This is a genomic window from Sphingobium indicum BiD32, from assembly GCF_000382885.1.
Lineage (GTDB): Bacteria > Pseudomonadota > Alphaproteobacteria > Sphingomonadales > Sphingomonadaceae > Sphingobium > Sphingobium japonicum_C.
In genome coordinates this window covers 19,864-37,018 of the sequence record NZ_CAVK010000251.1, presented here as the reverse complement: position 1 = coordinate 37,018, position 17,155 = coordinate 19,864, and the positions used below count along the sequence as shown (strand labels likewise).

14 protein-coding genes are annotated in these 17,155 nt (G+C 61.8%); 7 read left to right on the top strand and 7 right to left on the bottom strand.

Annotation, left to right across the window (positions count from 1 at the left end):
• Positions 1 to 36 precede the first annotated feature (36 nt).
• A complete protein-coding gene (locus EBBID32_RS22485; protein ID WP_006967577.1) occupies positions 37 to 1,530 on the bottom strand; it encodes a phosphomannomutase in 1,494 nt (497 codons plus the stop codon).
• Between the two features lie 46 nt (positions 1,531 to 1,576).
• Complete coding sequence (locus EBBID32_RS22480) at positions 1,577 to 2,662, bottom strand: mannose-1-phosphate guanylyltransferase/mannose-6-phosphate isomerase (protein ID WP_006967575.1); 1,086 nt, start codon at positions 2,660 to 2,662, stop codon at positions 1,577 to 1,579.
• A 661-nt stretch (positions 2,663 to 3,323) separates the two neighbouring features.
• Here EBBID32_RS22480 and EBBID32_RS22475 point away from each other — a divergent pair.
• Positions 3,324 to 4,490, top strand: coding sequence for a nucleotide sugar dehydrogenase (locus EBBID32_RS22475; RefSeq protein WP_006967574.1), 1,167 nt, complete (start codon positions 3,324 to 3,326; stop codon positions 4,488 to 4,490).
• Positions 4,491 to 4,634: 144 nt separating this feature from the next.
• Here the strand turns inward: EBBID32_RS22475 and EBBID32_RS22470 are convergent, their stop codons facing one another.
• Positions 4,635 to 5,471: an aminoglycoside phosphotransferase family protein gene (locus tag EBBID32_RS22470; protein ID WP_006967573.1), complete on the bottom strand. Its 837-nt coding sequence runs from the start codon at positions 5,469 to 5,471 to the stop codon at positions 4,635 to 4,637.
• Between the two features lie 510 nt (positions 5,472 to 5,981).
• On the opposite strand from EBBID32_RS22470, the gene kdpF reads away from it, so the two are divergent.
• Genes kdpF through EBBID32_RS22440 form a run of 6 tightly spaced genes read left to right on the top strand, consistent with a single transcriptional unit; the run spans position 5,982 to position 13,827 of the window.
• On the top strand, positions 5,982 to 6,071 hold the full coding sequence (kdpF, locus tag EBBID32_RS22465; RefSeq protein ID WP_037492487.1) for a K(+)-transporting ATPase subunit F: 90 nt from the start codon (positions 5,982 to 5,984) through the stop codon (positions 6,069 to 6,071).
• A 15-nt stretch (positions 6,072 to 6,086) separates the two neighbouring features.
• The gene (gene kdpA, locus EBBID32_RS22460) at positions 6,087 to 7,790 is read left to right on the top strand and encodes a potassium-transporting ATPase subunit KdpA (protein WP_006967571.1); all 1,704 of its coding nucleotides are present in this window, start codon (positions 6,087 to 6,089) and stop codon (positions 7,788 to 7,790) included.
• A gap of 13 nt (positions 7,791 to 7,803) precedes the next feature.
• Positions 7,804 to 9,840, top strand: a complete 2,037-nt coding sequence (gene kdpB, locus EBBID32_RS22455) for a potassium-transporting ATPase subunit KdpB (protein ID WP_006967569.1) — start codon at positions 7,804 to 7,806, stop codon at positions 9,838 to 9,840.
• 26 nt (positions 9,841 to 9,866) lie between these two features.
• Positions 9,867 to 10,457, top strand: a complete 591-nt coding sequence (kdpC, locus tag EBBID32_RS22450) for a potassium-transporting ATPase subunit KdpC (RefSeq protein ID WP_006967565.1) — start codon at positions 9,867 to 9,869, stop codon at positions 10,455 to 10,457.
• Positions 10,454 to 13,123, top strand: a complete 2,670-nt coding sequence (locus EBBID32_RS22445; RefSeq protein WP_037492486.1) for a sensor histidine kinase — start codon at positions 10,454 to 10,456, stop codon at positions 13,121 to 13,123. The genes kdpC and EBBID32_RS22445 overlap by 4 nt, the downstream gene beginning before the upstream one ends.
• Complete coding sequence (locus tag EBBID32_RS22440) at positions 13,120 to 13,827, top strand: response regulator (protein WP_006967561.1); 708 nt, start codon at positions 13,120 to 13,122, stop codon at positions 13,825 to 13,827. The genes EBBID32_RS22445 and EBBID32_RS22440 overlap by 4 nt, the downstream gene beginning before the upstream one ends.
• A 20-nt stretch (positions 13,828 to 13,847) precedes the next feature.
• Here EBBID32_RS22440 and EBBID32_RS22435 read toward each other — a convergent pair whose 3' ends face one another.
• The 4 genes from EBBID32_RS22435 to EBBID32_RS22420 form a co-directional block, all read right to left on the bottom strand.
• Positions 13,848 to 14,348 carry a L,D-transpeptidase family protein gene (locus EBBID32_RS22435; RefSeq protein WP_006967559.1) on the bottom strand — a complete coding sequence of 167 codons (501 nt, stop codon included), beginning with the start codon at positions 14,346 to 14,348 and terminating at the stop codon, positions 13,848 to 13,850.
• Positions 14,345 to 15,418: a GTP cyclohydrolase II gene (gene ribA, locus EBBID32_RS22430; protein ID WP_006967558.1), complete on the bottom strand. Its 1,074-nt coding sequence runs from the start codon at positions 15,416 to 15,418 to the stop codon at positions 14,345 to 14,347. Before ribA ends, EBBID32_RS22435 begins: the two co-directional genes overlap by 4 nt.
• Positions 15,418 to 16,215: an exodeoxyribonuclease III gene (gene xth, locus EBBID32_RS22425; RefSeq protein WP_006967557.1), complete on the bottom strand. Its 798-nt coding sequence runs from the start codon at positions 16,213 to 16,215 to the stop codon at positions 15,418 to 15,420. Before xth ends, ribA begins: the two co-directional genes overlap by 1 nt.
• Positions 16,216 to 16,474: 259 nt before the next feature.
• On the bottom strand, positions 16,475 to 17,110 hold the full coding sequence (locus tag EBBID32_RS22420; RefSeq protein ID WP_006967556.1) for a LolA family protein: 636 nt from the start codon (positions 17,108 to 17,110) through the stop codon (positions 16,475 to 16,477).
• Positions 17,111 to 17,155: the final 45 nt, after the last annotated feature.

The following is a 17,155-nucleotide window of genomic DNA, read 5'->3' as shown; positions in this document are numbered from 1 at the left end:
GTCCAATTCACCGTCGGGTTTTCAACGCATAGCGCGTCATGCCGCGATAGTGTAATTGCGGACCAGTTTCAAAGCCTGATCGTTGAGTGTCGCCGCCCGCTGCGCATTGTCGCTTTCGGTGTAGCAACGCAGTTCCGGCGCATTGCCGCTCGGCCGCAGATGGATGATGTCGCCGCCGGTAAAATGGATGCGCAACCCGTCGGTCCGGTCGGTCCAGTCCGCTTCGCCAGCCAGTGCACCAAACATGGCGGTCAGCCGCGCCAATATGGCGGCCTCGCTTCCTTGCTCCAGATGCGCGATCAACGCCCGGCTCTGCGCCGTCGGGTAATTTTCCAACCGTTCGCTGAACGTATAGCGCGCCGGCAACTGCGCCTGAAGCATGGATAGCGTCACGCCGCGGCGGCGCGCATCGACCAGCACCGACAGGATCGGCAATAGCGCGTCGCGCGTCGGCAGCGCGGGCAAAATGCGCCCTTCCGCCTCGACCGGCGTGGCGATCAGGAAGCCGCCATTGGCCTCATAGCCGCAGACGCTCTTCTGTCCTTCTGCAACCAGCCTGTTCATCGCCTCGATCACGAAGGGCGACCCGATCCGGGTCCGCCGCACGGTCGCAAACAGGCCCGACATTTCGACCGCGCTGTTGCAACTGACCGGCGTTGCAATGGCACCGACCCCCAGCGCCCGCGCGCTCAACATGCCCAGCACATCACCACGCATCCACAGGCCATGCTCATCGGCCAGCAAGGGCCGATCGGAATCCCCGTCCGTGGACAGGATAGCGTCCAGCTTGAGCGCCGCCGACCATTCCCGCGCCAGCGCCTGGTCCTGGGGGCGAACCGCCTCGGTATCGACGGGAATGAAACGGTCGGACCGCCCCAGCGACACCGCATCCCCGCCCAGCGCCTTGACCAGCGCGACCAATATGTCGCGGCCGACGGCGGAATGTTCATATATGCCCAGTTTCAGACCGGCCAGCGCCTGTCCACCGAAGAAATCCACATAGCGCGCGATATAGGCGGTCGCGACATCCACCAGCGGGGCTGCGGGCTGCGCATCCTTCAGCATCCCGTCCCCATCGAACAGGTCGGGCAATGTCACGCTCTGGGCGCGGATGGCCAGCTCGTCGGGTTTCAGCACCTCGCCATCGATGCGGTTGAATTTGATGCCGTTGCGGTCGTCGGGAATATGGCTGCCCGTCACCATCAGCGACGGGATGCCCCGCCCGAACCCGTAGGCCGCCACCGCAGGGGACGGCACGAAACCGCACAGATCGACCTCGCCGCCCATATGGCGCACCGCCGCTGCGCAAGCTGCCATGACGCGAGGGCTGGACGGGCGCAGATCACCCGCGATCGCCACATGGATGCCGGGCCAAAACTGCCCGATATCGGCCAAATGTTGCAGGAAAGCACAGCTATAGGCGAAGCAGACCCGGTCCGTCATAGCGCTGACCAGACCGCGCGCGCCACTGGTGCCGAACGCGACGCCGGACTGCACCATCAGGTCGGCGATGGAAACGGGTTGCGTCATGAATCTCTCCATGCCGCACATGTCAGGGCGGCCGTGCGATGGAAAATCAGTTTGAGGATGTCGCGGCGGCCAGGGCCTTGAGCGCTTCGGTCACCTTGCGCACCTTTTGGGATTCGCCGCGCTTGAGGATCATGATCTCGCCCTGTGACACCACGACGATTAGGTCGTCGACATCGACCAGTGTGACACGCGGGCCATCACTATGGACCAGGCAATTGCGGGCGCCCAGCAGCAGAGCGTCGCCACGAACTGCATTGTCTCCGGCATCTCTGGCGCTGATGGCGTGCAGGGAATCCCAACTCCCCACATCAGACCAACCCATGGCGACCGGGACGCAGGCGACATGCGCTTCGCGCTCCATGATCGCATAGTCGATCGAGTCCGAAGGACAGGCGTGAAAGGCCATCGCGTCAGGAAAAACATGCGCGCCGTCGCGCTTGGCTTGCGTCATCGACGTCCGAACGGCCGTCAGCATGTCCGGTTGATGCCGTTCCATGGCGGCCAAATAGGCGTCGGCGCGAAACAGGAAGATGCCTGCGTTCCAGACATGATACCCCTCTGCCAGCATCGTTTGCGCGTTGGCGAAATCGGGCTTTTCGACGAAGCGCACGACCTCATGCACCGCGTCGCCGCAGGGCTGCCCCATCTGGATATAGCCATAACCGGTTTCTGGGCCGTCGGGCGTGATACCAAAGGTTACCAGCCATCCTTTTTTTACCAGCGGCAAGGCGTGGGCCATGGCTGCATGGAACGCAGGCAGATCGGCGATGACATGATCGCTCGGCATCACCAGCAACGCGTCGTCCGGCTGCGCTTCCAGCGCGGCAAGCGCAATGGCGGGCGCGGTATTGCGGCCGATCGGCTCCAGGATGACCTGATAATCGTCGATCCCGATCTGGTGCAGTTGTTCGTCGATAATATCGGTATGAGCGATGTTCGCCACAAGGATTGGACGACCTATCGATGCCGCATCAAAGCCTTGTGTGCGCACAGCAGTCAGTTGAAGCATGGTTTCGTCGGCGGTCAGCGGCAGCAACTGTTTGGGATGTTCAGGCTTGGAAACAGGCCAAAGCCGTGTACCCGATCCTCCGGACAGAATGACAGGAACGATAGTCATGAGGTCGCTGGCCATGTCCCGCCTGAAATAAGTAATGATATTCCGCCGTCTTCGGGCATTATCCCATGAACGATGCGGGGTTTCATGGGCGCAAAGTGTAAGCTTGCCAAGTCTAAAAAATGCATTTTGGCACCGCTAGGACTACGCGATAGATCGTTATCGAACCTTAACGATTGGTCAAATTGGCCGTTCAGATGGGCAGGTCGCGTGCGTTGCAAAGTGGATGTTCCATTCCACTCGCGCCGCTGTGGATTAGCGATGTGGCATTCCGCCGCTCCACCACCCGGTCCTGCCCCGCCGCCCAGCATAGGCACGCCGCGTGTGAGCATTGCGGATATTGGCCCCGAATAATTTCAGGAAATGTGCATGCAGGCGCGGTTCCTGCCGACGCGACGATCGGTGGCAAGTTGATCGAAGGCAGGCTGATTGATGAAAGCATCAAGATCGGACCGAAAGGCCGCAAACATGTCATAATGTCCTTGGTCACAGATAAAATCGAAGGGAGGAGAAATTGCGCTTGTGCTTCGCCGAACGACAGGCTGTAAGTTGATCGCGTCAGTCGCAGGGGTGCGCGCACTCGAATGACTGATGCTCAAGGTTGCGTGGAAATGGGGTTCGCACCCCAATGGCGGAATGTTCGCCACCACTTTCGCGTGATGCGGGGGAAGAACGAAGAATGAAGATCGCAGTTTTCGGACTCGGCTATGTCGGGCTGTCCAATGCTGTTCTGCTTGCACAGCATAATGAAGTAGTGGCTGTCGATATCACGCCGGAACGCGTCGAGATGCTCAACGCGCGCCAATCGCCGATTGTTGATGCTGAACTGGAAGAGTTTCTTGCGACCCGGCCGCTCAACCTTTTCGCCACGCTTGATCCGCGACAGGCGCTGACCGGCGCCGACTATGTGATCGTCGCCACACCAACCAATTACGACGTCGGCAACAACAAGTTCGACACGTCCTCGGTCGAAGCCGTGATCCAAACCGCGAAGGCGATCAACCCCGACGCAACGATCGTCATCAAATCGACCATCCCTGTGGGTTTCGTAGAGGATGTCCGCCTGCGCCTGGCAACCGATAAGGTCATTTTTAGCCCGGAATTCCTGCGCGAAGGCAAGGCGCTACAGGATAATCTCAACCCTTCCCGCATCATCGTGGGCGAACGGGCGGAACGCGCGCGCATCTTTGCCGACCTACTGCTGCAGGGCGCGATCAAGAAGGACGTGGAGATCCTCTTTACCGACCCGAATGAAGCCGAGGCGATCAAGCTGTTCGCCAACACCTATCTCGCCATGCGGGTTGCTTTCTTCAACGAACTGGACAGTTATGCCATCGCGCATGATATGGACTCGCGCCAGATCATCACGGGTGTCGGCCTCGATCCGCGCATCGGCTCGCACTATAACAACCCCAGCTTCGGCTATGGTGGCTATTGCCTGCCCAAGGACACCAAGCAACTGCTGGCCAATTATTCTGAAGTCCCGCAAAATCTGATCCGCGCGATCGTCGACGCCAATCATACCCGCAAGGATTTCCTGGCCGACCAGATTATCGCCAAGGCACCGCGAAAAGTCGGCGTATTCCGTTTGGTTATGAAGGCTGGGTCCGACAATTTTCGGCAATCCTCGATCCAGGGCATCATGAAGCGGATCAAGGCCAAGGGCATCGAAGTGGTAATCTACGAACCCGCGATGCAGGAGTCGCAATTTTTCGGATCGCGGGTGATACGCGATCTCGCCGCCTTCAAGCAGGAATGCGACATCATCATCGCCAACCGGATGACGTTGGATATCGAGGATGTGCAGGACAAGATCTTTACGCGCGATCTGTTCGGTTCGGATTGACAACAATCAAGGTCGTGGCTGGATAGACCGCTTAGCCCGCGATACAGGATTCGCCGCGCCGCGTTTCACCAACGGAACGGACGACACCCAGCCCCCCCCTTTCTGGCAAAGCTTGGCGGTGCTGGAAAAGCCGGCCTAATCGCGTCAGCGCAGGGTCGGCAACCCTGCCCGGTTCAGCGCCTTGTTCAGATAGCACATGAATGCCGGCGTGCGTTCTGCGTCTCGCGCGCGCAGCCAGGCCAGTGCCACTACTGGCCGCCACTGGTCGAGTTCACGGGCCGTGACGCCCGGCAATGCCGCTAGCCAGGCTCTGCGCAATCGCCCCGCCGCCCAGTCGCGCCACAGGTTCGTCACCCAGTCGCTGGGCCCGATACCAAAGCGCATCAGCATTTCGGATCGCACAGCATCGGCCGCCGGATGCCCAGCCGCCGCCTTCGACCAGTCGATCACGATCATTCCCTGGGGCGTCATCATGACATTGCCCAGATGAAAATCGCCATGGGTCAACATTTTACCGTCCGGCAGCATATCGAGATAAGCAATTGCTGCCCGTTGCACCAGGAGGGGTGCCGGCCCATGAGCGATGTCGGTCGTCAGCACCTGTTTCACAGATCGCAGCGTCCCGCCCTCCGCCCGATGGATGGCGCTATGGATGCTGCCCATCTGATCGAGCGCCCATCCTGCACGCATCGGGTTACGGCGAACCCAGTCCATCACCGTCCCCCCGTCGAGCCGGGGATAGACGATGCCCCGCCGTCCGTTCCGATCTTGCCGCGCAATCGCAGCGACAGTCGGAACATTACTGCCCACCGCGTGGATGGAGGCTTCTATCTCGCGGACGATCATCTCGTCCGACACGCTGTCGCGAAACAGCTTTAACACCTGATTGCCCCCCAGATCGAACAATTCCGCACTCGCGCCGCTGGCAATGGACGACAGTGTTTCACCGGAAGATGCGGGCATGGTGGCAGAATTATCCATACTCTCTATTCTTGGCGGTAAAACGCCGATCTTTCCACCAGGAAAGAGCATGTTAATTCGATCGACGACAATGAGATCGTCAAAACGAGCGCCCACACCTTCATGTCCGCAATCTACACCGCCGCAACCGTCATATTCTGGATCAACCAGTGAGTCCCGACCCTAGATGGCGTTGGGGAAAAGCGGTTTCCCGCACCATTATCGGCACTGCAAAGTCGGCCATCTAGGACCATCAGTGGCGATCACAGAATGCGTCATATCCAGACATAGTCGTAGAACTGCCCCCCTCCATACGCAAATACTATGCGCTTGGGATATCCTCCGTCTCGAATTCCAACGACGCCCTGCAATATCTAGCCGACTGCAGATGACTCATACGGCTTCCTTCGTGCGAGCACTGTGGGAGAAAACCCATGCAGGACATCCTCTGGATCGGCCTCATCCTCGGTCTGCTCGGCGCTAGCCTTGGCTATGTCGCCCTGTGCGACAATCCGTGAGGGAGGCCGGACAATGACCCTTGATCTCTGGCTTGCGGCGATCACCGCCCTTGGCCTCCTTCTTTATCTGGTCGCCGTACTCGTGCGGCCCGAACGCTTCTAAACAAGGGAAGCTCTCATGACATTCCAGGGATGGCTGCTGATCGCGGCCTTTGTGGGCATTTTGCTGGCGCTGACCAAGCCGGTCGGCCTTTGGCTGTTCGCTCTATATGAGGGACGACCCACACCACTTCATGCCATACTCGGCCCGGTCGAGCACGGGTTTTACAGATTGTCGGCCATCGATCCGAACGAGGATCAGAGCTGGCGGCGCTACGCCGTCCACATGCTGATCTTCAATGTCACGCTGTTGCTGCTGACCTATGCGATTCTACGGTTGCAGGCGGGGCTTCCGCTCAATCCGCTGGGATATGCAGGGCTGAGCGAGCATCTGTCGTTCAATACCGCGGTCAGCTTCACCACCAACACCAACTGGCAAAGCTATGGCGGCGAATCGACCATGTCGAACCTCAGCCAGATGCTTGGCCTTGCCATCCATAATTTCCTGTCGTCCGCGACCGGCATCGCGCTCGCCTTCGCCCTTTTTCGCGGATTCGCGCGGCGCGGTGCAACGGGCATTGGCAATTTCTGGGCCGATATGACGCGGGTGATACTGTATCTGCTGCTGCCAATCTGCATCGTCTATGCGCTGTTCCTGATTGCCAGCGGTGTGCCACAGACATTGGCCGCTTCGGTCGACGTGACGACCATGGAAGGCGTGAAGCAGACACTCGCGCTTGGCCCGGTCGCCAGCCAGGAAGCGATCAAGATGCTCGGCACCAATGGTGGCGGCTTCTTCAATGCGAATTCGGCCCATCCGTTCGAGAACCCGACCGCGCTCACCAATTTCGTGCAGATGGTGTCGATCTTCCTGATCGGCTTCGGCCTTACCTGGGCGTTCGGCAAGGCGGTCGGCAACACGCGCCAGGGATGGGCGATCCTTGCCGCGATGCTGACCATTTTCCTGATCGGCGTAACGGTCGTCTATGCGCAGGAAGCGGTCGGCAATCCGATCCTGCACGGTCTGGGTGTTTCCGGCGGCAATATGGAGGGCAAGGAGGTCCGTTTCGGCATCGCCGCTTCGGCACTTTTCTCCGTCGTTACCACGGCGGCAAGTTGCGGCGCGGTCAATGCGATGCATGACAGTTTCACAGCGCTCGGCGGCATGATTCCGCTGTTCAACATCCAGCTGGGCGAAGTCGTCGTCGGTGGCGTTGGTGCCGGGATCTACGGCTTCCTGCTGTTCGCCATCCTGGCCGTGTTCGTCGCTGGCCTGATGGTTGGCCGGACGCCCGAATATGTCGGCAAGAAGATTGAGAGCCGGGAAGTGAAGCTGGCGGTGCTGGCCATTGCCGTTCTGCCGCTCATCATTCTTGGCTTCACCGCCATCGCCTCGGTCATGGATGCCGGACTCGCCGGGCCGCTCAACAAGGGGCCGCACGGCTTCTCGGAGATACTCTACGCCTTTACCAGCGCGGTCGGGAATAACGGGTCGGCCTTTGCGGGCCTTACCGCCAACACGCCTTTCTATAATGGGCTGCTCGGCATCGCGATGTGGCTTGGGCGCTTCTTCGTGATCATTCCGATGCTGGCGATCGCAGGCAGCCTTGCCGCGAAAAAATATACTCCGGCTACGGCGGGCAGCTTCCCGACCACCGGACCGCTCTGGACCGGCCTCCTGATCGGCATCGTGCTGATCGTGGGCGGCCTAACCTTCCTGCCCAGCCTCGCGCTTGGTCCCATTGCCGATCATCTTGCGATGATCCGCGGCCAGCTTTTCTGATCGGAGCATAAGAATGGCACGCACAGCGTCCAAATCGCTCTTCACCGCAGACCTGATCATTCCCGCGATCGGCGATGCATTCCGCAAGCTCAACCCCAGAAAACTGATCCGCAATCCGGTGATGTTCACGACTGCGGCCGTGGCTGTTCTTCTGACCGTGCTGCTGCTTGTCGGGCAGGATGGCCTGACGGTCGGCTTCAAGCTGCAACTGGTGATCTGGCTGTGGCTGACGGTGTTGTTCGGCACCTTTGCCGAAGCCATCGCAGAGGGACGTGGCAAGGCGCAGGCTGTTTCGCTGCGCGCGACCAAAGCGGACCTGACCGCCAAGCGCCTGAAAGGCGACGGACGCGAGAGCGAAAATGTGCCGGCCAGCGCGCTCCGTATGGGCGATATCGTGCTCGTAGAGAGGGGTGACCTGATCCCGGCCGATGGCGAGGTCGTGTCAGGCGTCGCGTCAGTCAACGAAGCGGCCATTACCGGCGAAAGCGCGCCGGTCATCCGCGAAGCCGGTGGCGACCGGTCGGCGGTCACGGCGGGCACGCGCGTCATTTCGGACGAGATTCGCGTCCGTGTCACCGTGAACCCCGGCCAGGGCTTCCTCGATCGAATGATCGCCCTGGTCGAAGGGGCCGAGCGACAGAAAACGCCCAACGAAATTGCCCTCACCATATTGCTGGTGGGCCTGACCATCATCTTCCTGATCGCTGTGGGCACCATCCCCGGCTTTGCAAGCTATGCTGGCGGGTCGATTCCCGTCGCGATCCTGGCCGCGTTGCTGATCACCCTCATCCCGACGACGATCGCCGCGCTGCTATCTGCGATCGGCATCGCCGGCATGGACCGGCTCGTGCGCTTCAACGTCCTCGCCAAGTCCGGTCGTGCCGTCGAGGCCGCAGGCGACATTGATGTGCTGCTGCTCGACAAGACCGGCACCATCACGGTCGGCGATCGGCAGGCGACCGAGTTCCGCCCGGTCGGCGGGGCAACCCAGGCCGCGCTCGCGGAGGCGGCCCTGCTTGCAAGCCTGGCCGACGAGACGCCGGAGGGCCGTTCGATCGCCCTGCTCGCCCGTGACAAGTTCGGCCAATCGGCTCAATTCTTGCCCGACGGCGCGGAGGTGATCCCGTTTACGGCACAGACGCGGATATCCGGCGTGAAGATCGGCGGCAGCGTGATCCAGAAGGGGGCGGTCGATTCGATCCTTCGCGCCAATCCCGGCCTGGACAAGGAACCCGCGACGCAGGAATTGCGCCGTATCACCGACGAGATTGCGCGCGCAGGCGGCACGCCGCTGGCGGTTGCCAGGGACGGCAAGCTGCTGGGTGCGATATTTCTGAAGGACATCGTCAAGGCGGGCATCCGCGAACGGTTTGGCGAACTGCGCGTCATGGGCATCCGCACCGTGATGATCACCGGCGACAATCCGCTGACCGCCGCGTCGATCGCCGCAGAGGCGGGCGTCGATGACTTCCTGGCCCAGGCAACGCCGGAGGACAAGCTGGCCCTGATCCGCAGGGAACAGGAGGGCGGACGTCTGGTCGCGATGTGCGGCGACGGCACCAATGACGCGCCGGCGCTCGCTCAGGCGGATGTCGGCGTTGCGATGAATACCGGCACCCAGGCAGCGCGGGAAGCGGGCAATATGGTCGATCTGGACAGTGATCCGACCAAGCTCATCGAGATAGTCGGGCTTGGCAAGCAGCTTCTGATGACCCGTGGCGCGCTCACCACCTTCTCGGTCGCCAATGACGTCGCCAAATATTTCGCGATCATTCCGGCCATGTTCGTGGTGCTCTATCCGGGCCTGGGCATTCTCAACGTCATGAAGCTTGCGACGCCGCAGAGCGCGATCCTGTCGGCGATCATCTTCAACGCGCTGATCATTCCGCTGCTCGTGCCGCTGGCGTTGAAAGGTGTGACCTACCGACCCGTCGGTGCGGGACCGCTGCTGGCCCGCAACCTCGCCATCTACGGGCTTGGCGGCCTCCTGTCGCCGTTCGTCGGCATCAAACTCATCGACCTGGCCGTCAGCGGCCTTGGCCTTGCCTGACATCATCGGGCCAGAAGGAAAGCATCATGGGCAAGGATATCCTCACCTCCCTCCGGCCAGCGATCGTGCTGACCATCCTCTTCGCGGTTCTGCTCGGCATAGCCTATCCGCTTGCGATGACGGGCATCGGGCAAGTCCTGTTCCCCCATCAGGCCAATGGCAGCCTGATCGAGGAACAGGGCAAGCTCATCGGCTCGTCGCGCATCGGCCAGGGCTTTGCCGATCCACGCTATTTCTCCCCCCGCCCGTCAGCCGCTGGCAATGGCTATGATGGCCTCGCCTCATCAGGCTCCAATTTCGGCCCGACGAGCCAGGCGCTGGTCGATCGCACGAAAGCCGATGTCGCCAAATTTCAGCAAATGTCTCCCGGTCTCCCTGTTCCGTCCGACCTGGTGACAGCCTCCGCCTCAGGACTTGATCCTGATATCTCGCCTGAGGCGGCTTTTTATCAAGTTGCTCGTATCGCCGCCGTTCGCGGCCTGCCCGCGCCGCGCGTCCGCGCACTGGTGCAGGACATGATCAGGACGCCGTTCCTTGGCTTCATGGGCGATCCCAGCGTCAACATTCTCGATCTTAATCGACGGCTGGACCGGATCAGCGCTAACACAGCACAGTGAACGACTCCGACAAACGCCCTTCGCCAGAGTCCTTCCTGCGGGCAGCCGCGCAGGAAGGACGAGGCCGCCTCAAGCTGTTCCTCGGCGCGGCGCCTGGTGTGGGCAAGACCTATGAGATGCTCAGCGACGGGATGCGGCGGCTCAAGTCCGGCGTCGATGTCGTCGTCGGCGTTGTCGAGACGCACGGACGACGCGAGACCGAAGCGCTGATCGCGGGTCATGAAGTGATACCAAGGCGGCAGATCGATCATGCCGGAATCAGCCTTGGTGAAATGGATCTGGACGCGATTCTTGAACGGCAACCCCAACTCGCGCTTGTCGATGAACTGGCGCACAGCAATGCCCCGGGCAGCCGTCATCCCAAACGCTATCAGGACGTCGAGGAACTGCTCGACGCCGGTATCGACGTCTATTCGACGATCAATATTCAGCACATAGAGAGCCTGAACGACGTCGTCGCATCGTTCACCCATGTGCGCGTGCGCGAAACCGTGCCCGATTCCATACTGGAAACCGCGGAGATCGAAGTTGTCGATATATTGCCCGACGAACTGATCGAACGGCTCAAGGAGGGCAAGGTCTATATCCCGGCAGAGGCGACGCGGGCGCTCTCCCACTTTTTCTCCAAATCCAACCTGACCGCCCTGCGGGAACTGGCGCTGCGCCGTGCTGCACAGGCGATCGATACGCAGATGCTCGACTATGTCCGCGCCCACGCCCTTGCAGGCAGCTTCGCGGTGGGCGAACGTGTCGTGGTCGCCGTTAGTGAACAACCGAGCGCGCCGGGTCTGGTCCGCGCTGCCAAACGCCTCGCCGATGCGCTCAAGGCACCCTGGACCGCCGTCCATATAGAAACCCGGCGCGCGCAGGCTTTTTCCGATGAGGAGCGCAAGGCGCTGGCCGATACGCTGGCGCTGGCATCGCGACTAGGCGCAGCGACAGCCAGCATACCGGCGGAGAATGTTGTCGAGGGCCTGCGAAGTTTCGCAGCGGATGCGCACGCGACCCAGATTGTCATCGGCAAGTCGAGTCGATCCTGGTGGTTCGAGCTTCGCCACGGCTCCGTCGTCGATCGGCTCGTCCGCGACATCGGGTCTGTCGCGGTTCACGTCCTTCCATCCGACGACGATCTTGCACCGCCGCGTAGCGGACATTCGACCCGCGCGGCGTGGGGCAAACCGGCCGACTATCTCTGGTCGGCGCTGACGATCGCCGCGATGACAGCGGCTGGGCGCCTGCTGCTGGAAGTCATCGACCTTGGCAATATCGCCTTGCTGTATCTGGTGCCGGTCATGTTCGCCGCAGCAACCTACGGCCTGCGCGCCGGACTGTTTGCCGGCCTGGTGTCGAGCCTTGCCTATAATTTCTTCTTCCTGCCGCCGACCGGCACTTTGACCGTCAACAACCCGGAAAATGTCATCTCGATCCTCGTGCTGCTGGGGGTCGCAATCGTCACCAGCCAGTTTGCTGCGCGGGTGCGCGGGCAAGCCGACCTTGCCCAGTCCAGTGCCCGTCAGAATGCGGCGCTTGCCGGTTTCTCCCGACAACTGACCTCCGCTGCCAGCCAGGATGATCTGATACAGGCGATCTGCGCGGAGATTGCGCGGCTGCTTGACGTTCGCACGGTCATGCTGCTGCCGTCCGATTCCGGTCCCGCGCTGCGCGCCGCCTACCCGCCCGACGACCGGCTTCAGGAACTGGAGCGGGCAGCCGCGCAATGGGCGATGAACAATGCCCAGCCTGCGGGCCGCGGATCATCGACACTGACTGCGTCCGACTGGCTGTTCCATCCGTTGCGCACCCAGCGCGGTGTCCTGGGCGTATTGGGACTGGCGCGCGACGATGCGCGCGAACCGCTGCGATCGGATCAGACGCCCCTGCTCATGAGCCTTCTCGACCAGGCGGCCATAGCGCTCGATCGCATGGCACTGGAGGAAGAGATGCAGGGCGCGCGGCAAATTCACGAACGCGACCGTTTGCGGTCCGCGCTGCTGTCCTCCGTCAGCCATGACCTGCGCACACCGCTCACGACGATCATGTCGGCGGCGCAGGAATTGAGAAAACAGCAACCATCGGCGCTGCTCGACACGATCGAGGGTGAAGCGCAGCGCCTCAACCGGTTCGTCGCCAACCTGCTGGACATGGCCAGGGTGGAAGCCGGTGCCCTGCCGATGAGAATCGAGCCGACCGATCTGTTCGACGCTGTCGCCAGTGCCATCGGGGACACCCGCCAGTCGCTTGTCAACCATGAGGTCAGGATCGACATTCCTTCGGACATTCCGCTGGTGCGTGTCGATCCGGTCCTGCTGCACCACTGCCTTATCAACCTGCTCGACAATGCGGGTCGATATGGTGAGCCGGACACACCGGTCACCATAAGCGGCAAGCAGGTCGCCGACGCGATCCTGCTATCCGTCATCGATGAGGGGCCAGGCATCCCGGTCGGTGCAGAAACCAGGGTGTTTGATACTTTCACGCGTCTTGAAGGATCGGACCGGGTCAAGCATGGCACCGGGCTTGGCCTGGCCATCGTCAAGGGTTTTGCAGAAGCGATGGGCCTGGGTGTCGATGCGTCGACCAACAGCGAACCGCGCGGTGCCTGCTTTACATTACGCATACCCGAACATCTCATCATCAGCGATTTTCCCGGCGAGCCACTGTCATGACCATCCGCCACAAGGTTCTTATCATCGATGACGAACCGCAGATCCGCAGGCTGATCAATGCGGCGCTGAGCCGCGCCAACTATGCGACCGTCGAGGCCGAAAATGCGCGCGACGCACTGGAAAAATTGCGGACCGAACGGCCGGATGTCAGCCTGCTCGACCTGGGCCTGCCCGACCGCGACGGACTGGAACTGGTGCCTCTGTTCAAGCAGAAAAGCGATACGACCCTGATCATCGTGTCAGCGCGGGACGCCACTGAAGAGAAGGTCGCAGCGCTCGATCTGGGCGCGGACGATTATCTGACCAAGCCCTTTGATACGGACGAATTGCTGGCGCGGGTTCGCGTGGTGCTGCGGAACCGCATGACCAAAGGCGGCGGGGTTCCGTCAGTGCGTGCCGGTAATGTCGAGGTCGATCTGCTCAATCATGTGGTGCGGAAGGCAGGACAGGAAGTGCATCTGACGCCCAAGGAATATGCGGTGCTTGCCCAGCTCGCCCAATTTCCCGGCCGGGTGATCACCCATGGCCAGATCATGAAGGAGGTCTGGCCCAAGGAACATGAGCATCATGTCGAATATCTGCGCGTCCTCATCCGCACCTTGCGTCAAAAGCTTGAGGATGATCCGCAGCGTCCGCAGATTATCGGCAATGAACTGGGGATCGGTTACCGTCTGCGCTTCTCAAGCGAGCTGACCGACGGTTAGAGGTGAATTTTAGGCGCTTTTCAAACGATCGCCATGGCATCACCCGGTGCCAGCAGCGGTAGCAACCGCAGCATATCAGCGCGCTCTACTGCGACGCAGCCGGCGGTCGGTCGTCCCTCCGACAGGTGGAAGAAGATCGCGCTGCCCTGCCCCGGCACCGGCGGCCGGTCGTTATGGCCCAAGATGACGATCACATCATAGGCGTCGTCTGTGCGAATCAGGCTTTCGGCCGAGAAGCCGCGCGGTAGGCGGACGGGCCGGTTATAGGCGGGATCGGCCGGGTCATCCGACCAGCCATCGCCTGCCCGCACCCAGCGCCACGGCAAGCGGATTTCCATCGGATCGACCTTGCCTGGCCGCAGCAATACGCCCCGAAGCGGCCAGACGCCCAGCGGGGTGCAGCCGTCGCCCTCGCGCTTGTCGCCCGCCGCGCAGACACCACCTCGGCCGATGGTGCAGGCCATGGCGATCGTGCCGAAGCTCAGGCGACCCGCGCCACTATCGACGCGGATCAGGCTCATAGCTGGTGGCCGGTCCGGTCGCGCTTGGTGGCGAGATAATATTCATTGTGCGGGTTGGTCGGCAGGATGATCGGCAGCCGTTCGACCACGCTGATCCCTGCCGCCTCCAGCCCGGCCACCTTCTGCGGATTATTGGTCAGCAGCCGCACGGCACGCACGCCGATCAGGTCCAGCATCCGCGCCGCGACCGAGAAATCGCGCGCGTCGATGGCAAAGCCCAGCCGGACATTGGCGTCCACGGTGTCGAAACCCTGGTCCTGCATCGCATAGGCGCGCAGCTTGTTGACGAGGCCAATGCCGCGTCCCTCCTGCCGCAGATAGAGCAACACCCCCCAGGGCGCGTCGGCGATCTGGTGGAGCGCTTCGTGCAGCTGCGGGCCGCAGTCGCATTTCAGGCTGCCCAGCACATCGCCGGTCAGACATTCGCTGTGCAGGCGGACGACAGGAGGCGAGGAATCCCGTTTCCCGACAATGAGTGCGACATGTTCGCGCGGTTCATCAGGGCTGCGAAAGGCAATGATTTCCGCGCTTTCGCTGGCGGACACCGGCAGGCGGGCGCGGGTGGCGATAGCGAGGTGGATGGCGTCGTCATAGGCGTCGATCGCGTCGGCGCTGACATCGACGTCCCGGTCGCCATCACCATCCAGCGCGAAATAGGCGGGCAGGATACCAGCAAGCCGGGCGAGGCGCAGCGCGGCCTTGGCAGCCAGCGGTGCGGTGAGGGCGCAGGCCTGAAACGGTCCCTTGAGCGGGGAGGCGAGGTCCAGCACGGGATCGGAAATGGCGGTGGCGACATCCGCGTCGATCCACGGCGCGCGGGCGATCAGCACGGGCATGTCGGGATCGGCAGCGGCGATCTGGTTGGCCAGCTTGAGCGTCTGACCGCGCGCGGCGGAGATTAATATGTCGGCTTTGCCCGCAGGATCGAAGTCGGCCAGCGTCACTGCATCCGCCCCTTCCACCGCCATCAGCCGCAGCCCGCCATCGGCGGCACTTACCCGCACCGCCCAGCCACGGCGCAGCGCGTCGATCGCCCTCGCCGCGTCGCGCCCGATCGCCCGCCTGGCCATCAGAAGGCGAAGTCGGTGATGATGGGGATATGGTCGGATGGCTTACCCCAGTTGCGCGCGGGTTCGACGACGCGATGCCCGACCGCCTTGTCGGCGACGTCGCGGGTCATCCACATATGGTCGAGCCGCCGACCACGATCCGATTCCGCCCAGTCCTTGGCGCGATAACTCCACCAGGTGTAGAGCCGCGCAGGCGCAGGATGGAAATGGCGGCCGATGTCGACCCAATCATTCGATGCCTGCAAGCGGGCAAGGATGTCACACTCAACCGGCGTATGGCTGACGACGCCCAGCAATTGCTTGTGGCTCCACACGTCACATTCCAGAGGGGCAATGTTGAAATCCCCGGTCAGGATGGTCGGCTTGTTATCCAGCGCCGACGACCAGTCGATCATCCGCTGCAAAAAATCGAGCTTCTGGCCGAATTTCGGGTTCTGTTCCCGATCGGCAATGTCGCCACCGGCGGGCACATAGACATTTTCGATCCGCACCCCATTGTCGAGACGGACGCCGACATGGCGTGCTTCGCCATTGGCCTGCCAGTCCAACCGGTCATCCTCATGGATCGGCACCCGGCTCATGATCGCGACGCCATGGTGCATCTTCTGGCCGTTCAGCACCTGATGGACATAACCTAGACGGCGGAACATATCGGCGGGAAAGGTTTCGTTCACCACCTTGGTTTCCTGAAGGCACAAAATGTCAGGCGATTCCTGAGTCAGGAATTGTTCGACGATGTCGATGCGCGCACGGACGCTGTTGATGTTCCAGGATGCAATGGAAAGAGTGTCGGCCATGATGTGGCACTAGGGGTGTAGGCCACGGCTTGCAAGACGGCTGCTTGGGCTGCAGACAAAGTAAGACCCCCGCTCCGGGGGCATGGAACGGGGGTCTCGATCGCGCCCTTGAAGCGCTTTGCGACGGGAGGCGTGTGCCGGGTAACAGGGGGGAAATCCCGGTTGGCCTCTCGCCGTGGAGTTCTAAATAGCGCTCCCCATATGAGCGGCAGATGAACGGTTTTTGCATATTTTCCGTCCGTCGCGTCAGGCGCTCGTTTCAGCCGCCCGCAGAGCGGCCCTTTGGTCGGGGGTCGGTCCAGCGGAACGCGGAATCGGCGATCGGCACGCCATAGCGTTGGTTGGACAGGCGGATGGCGGTGCGGTTATTCTGCGAATCGAGCGCGACCCAGCCATAAAGTTGCAAGCCCGCCGGGCTGGCGGCATCGCGCCGGAAAATCATGGTGATGGTGCCATATTCGGGCCGCTTGGGATCGCGCGCCTGCACGCTCAGGATCGATGGATCGCCAGTCGGCACGACCTTGCCATATCTGGACAGATCCTTGCTTGGATCCAGCAGTGCGCCCAGCGGCGAATTGCCGATCGGCCAGCGCTGCACCTGCCGCACTTCATAGTCGATCATGGTCAGCGCCTTGCCATCGCCCACGATCAGCAGCGGCACACCCTTTTGATATTGAAAGCGGATCTTGCCCGGCTGCTTGAGCGTCAACTGGCCGGTCAGCGTCTGGCCATTGCGGTCGGTCTGGCTGAAATCGGCGGTCATGCTGGTGACCGCGCGGACATAGGCGTTGACCCTGTTCAGTTCGGACTGGTCCTGCTGCGCCAGCAACGGTGCGGCAAGAGGAACGGCAAGGATGACAGGCGCGATGGCCAGCGCGAGACTGATGCGCTTCATGGAAAACTCTCCGGTTGTTACGGATGCGGTGTAGGATGCAGCGAT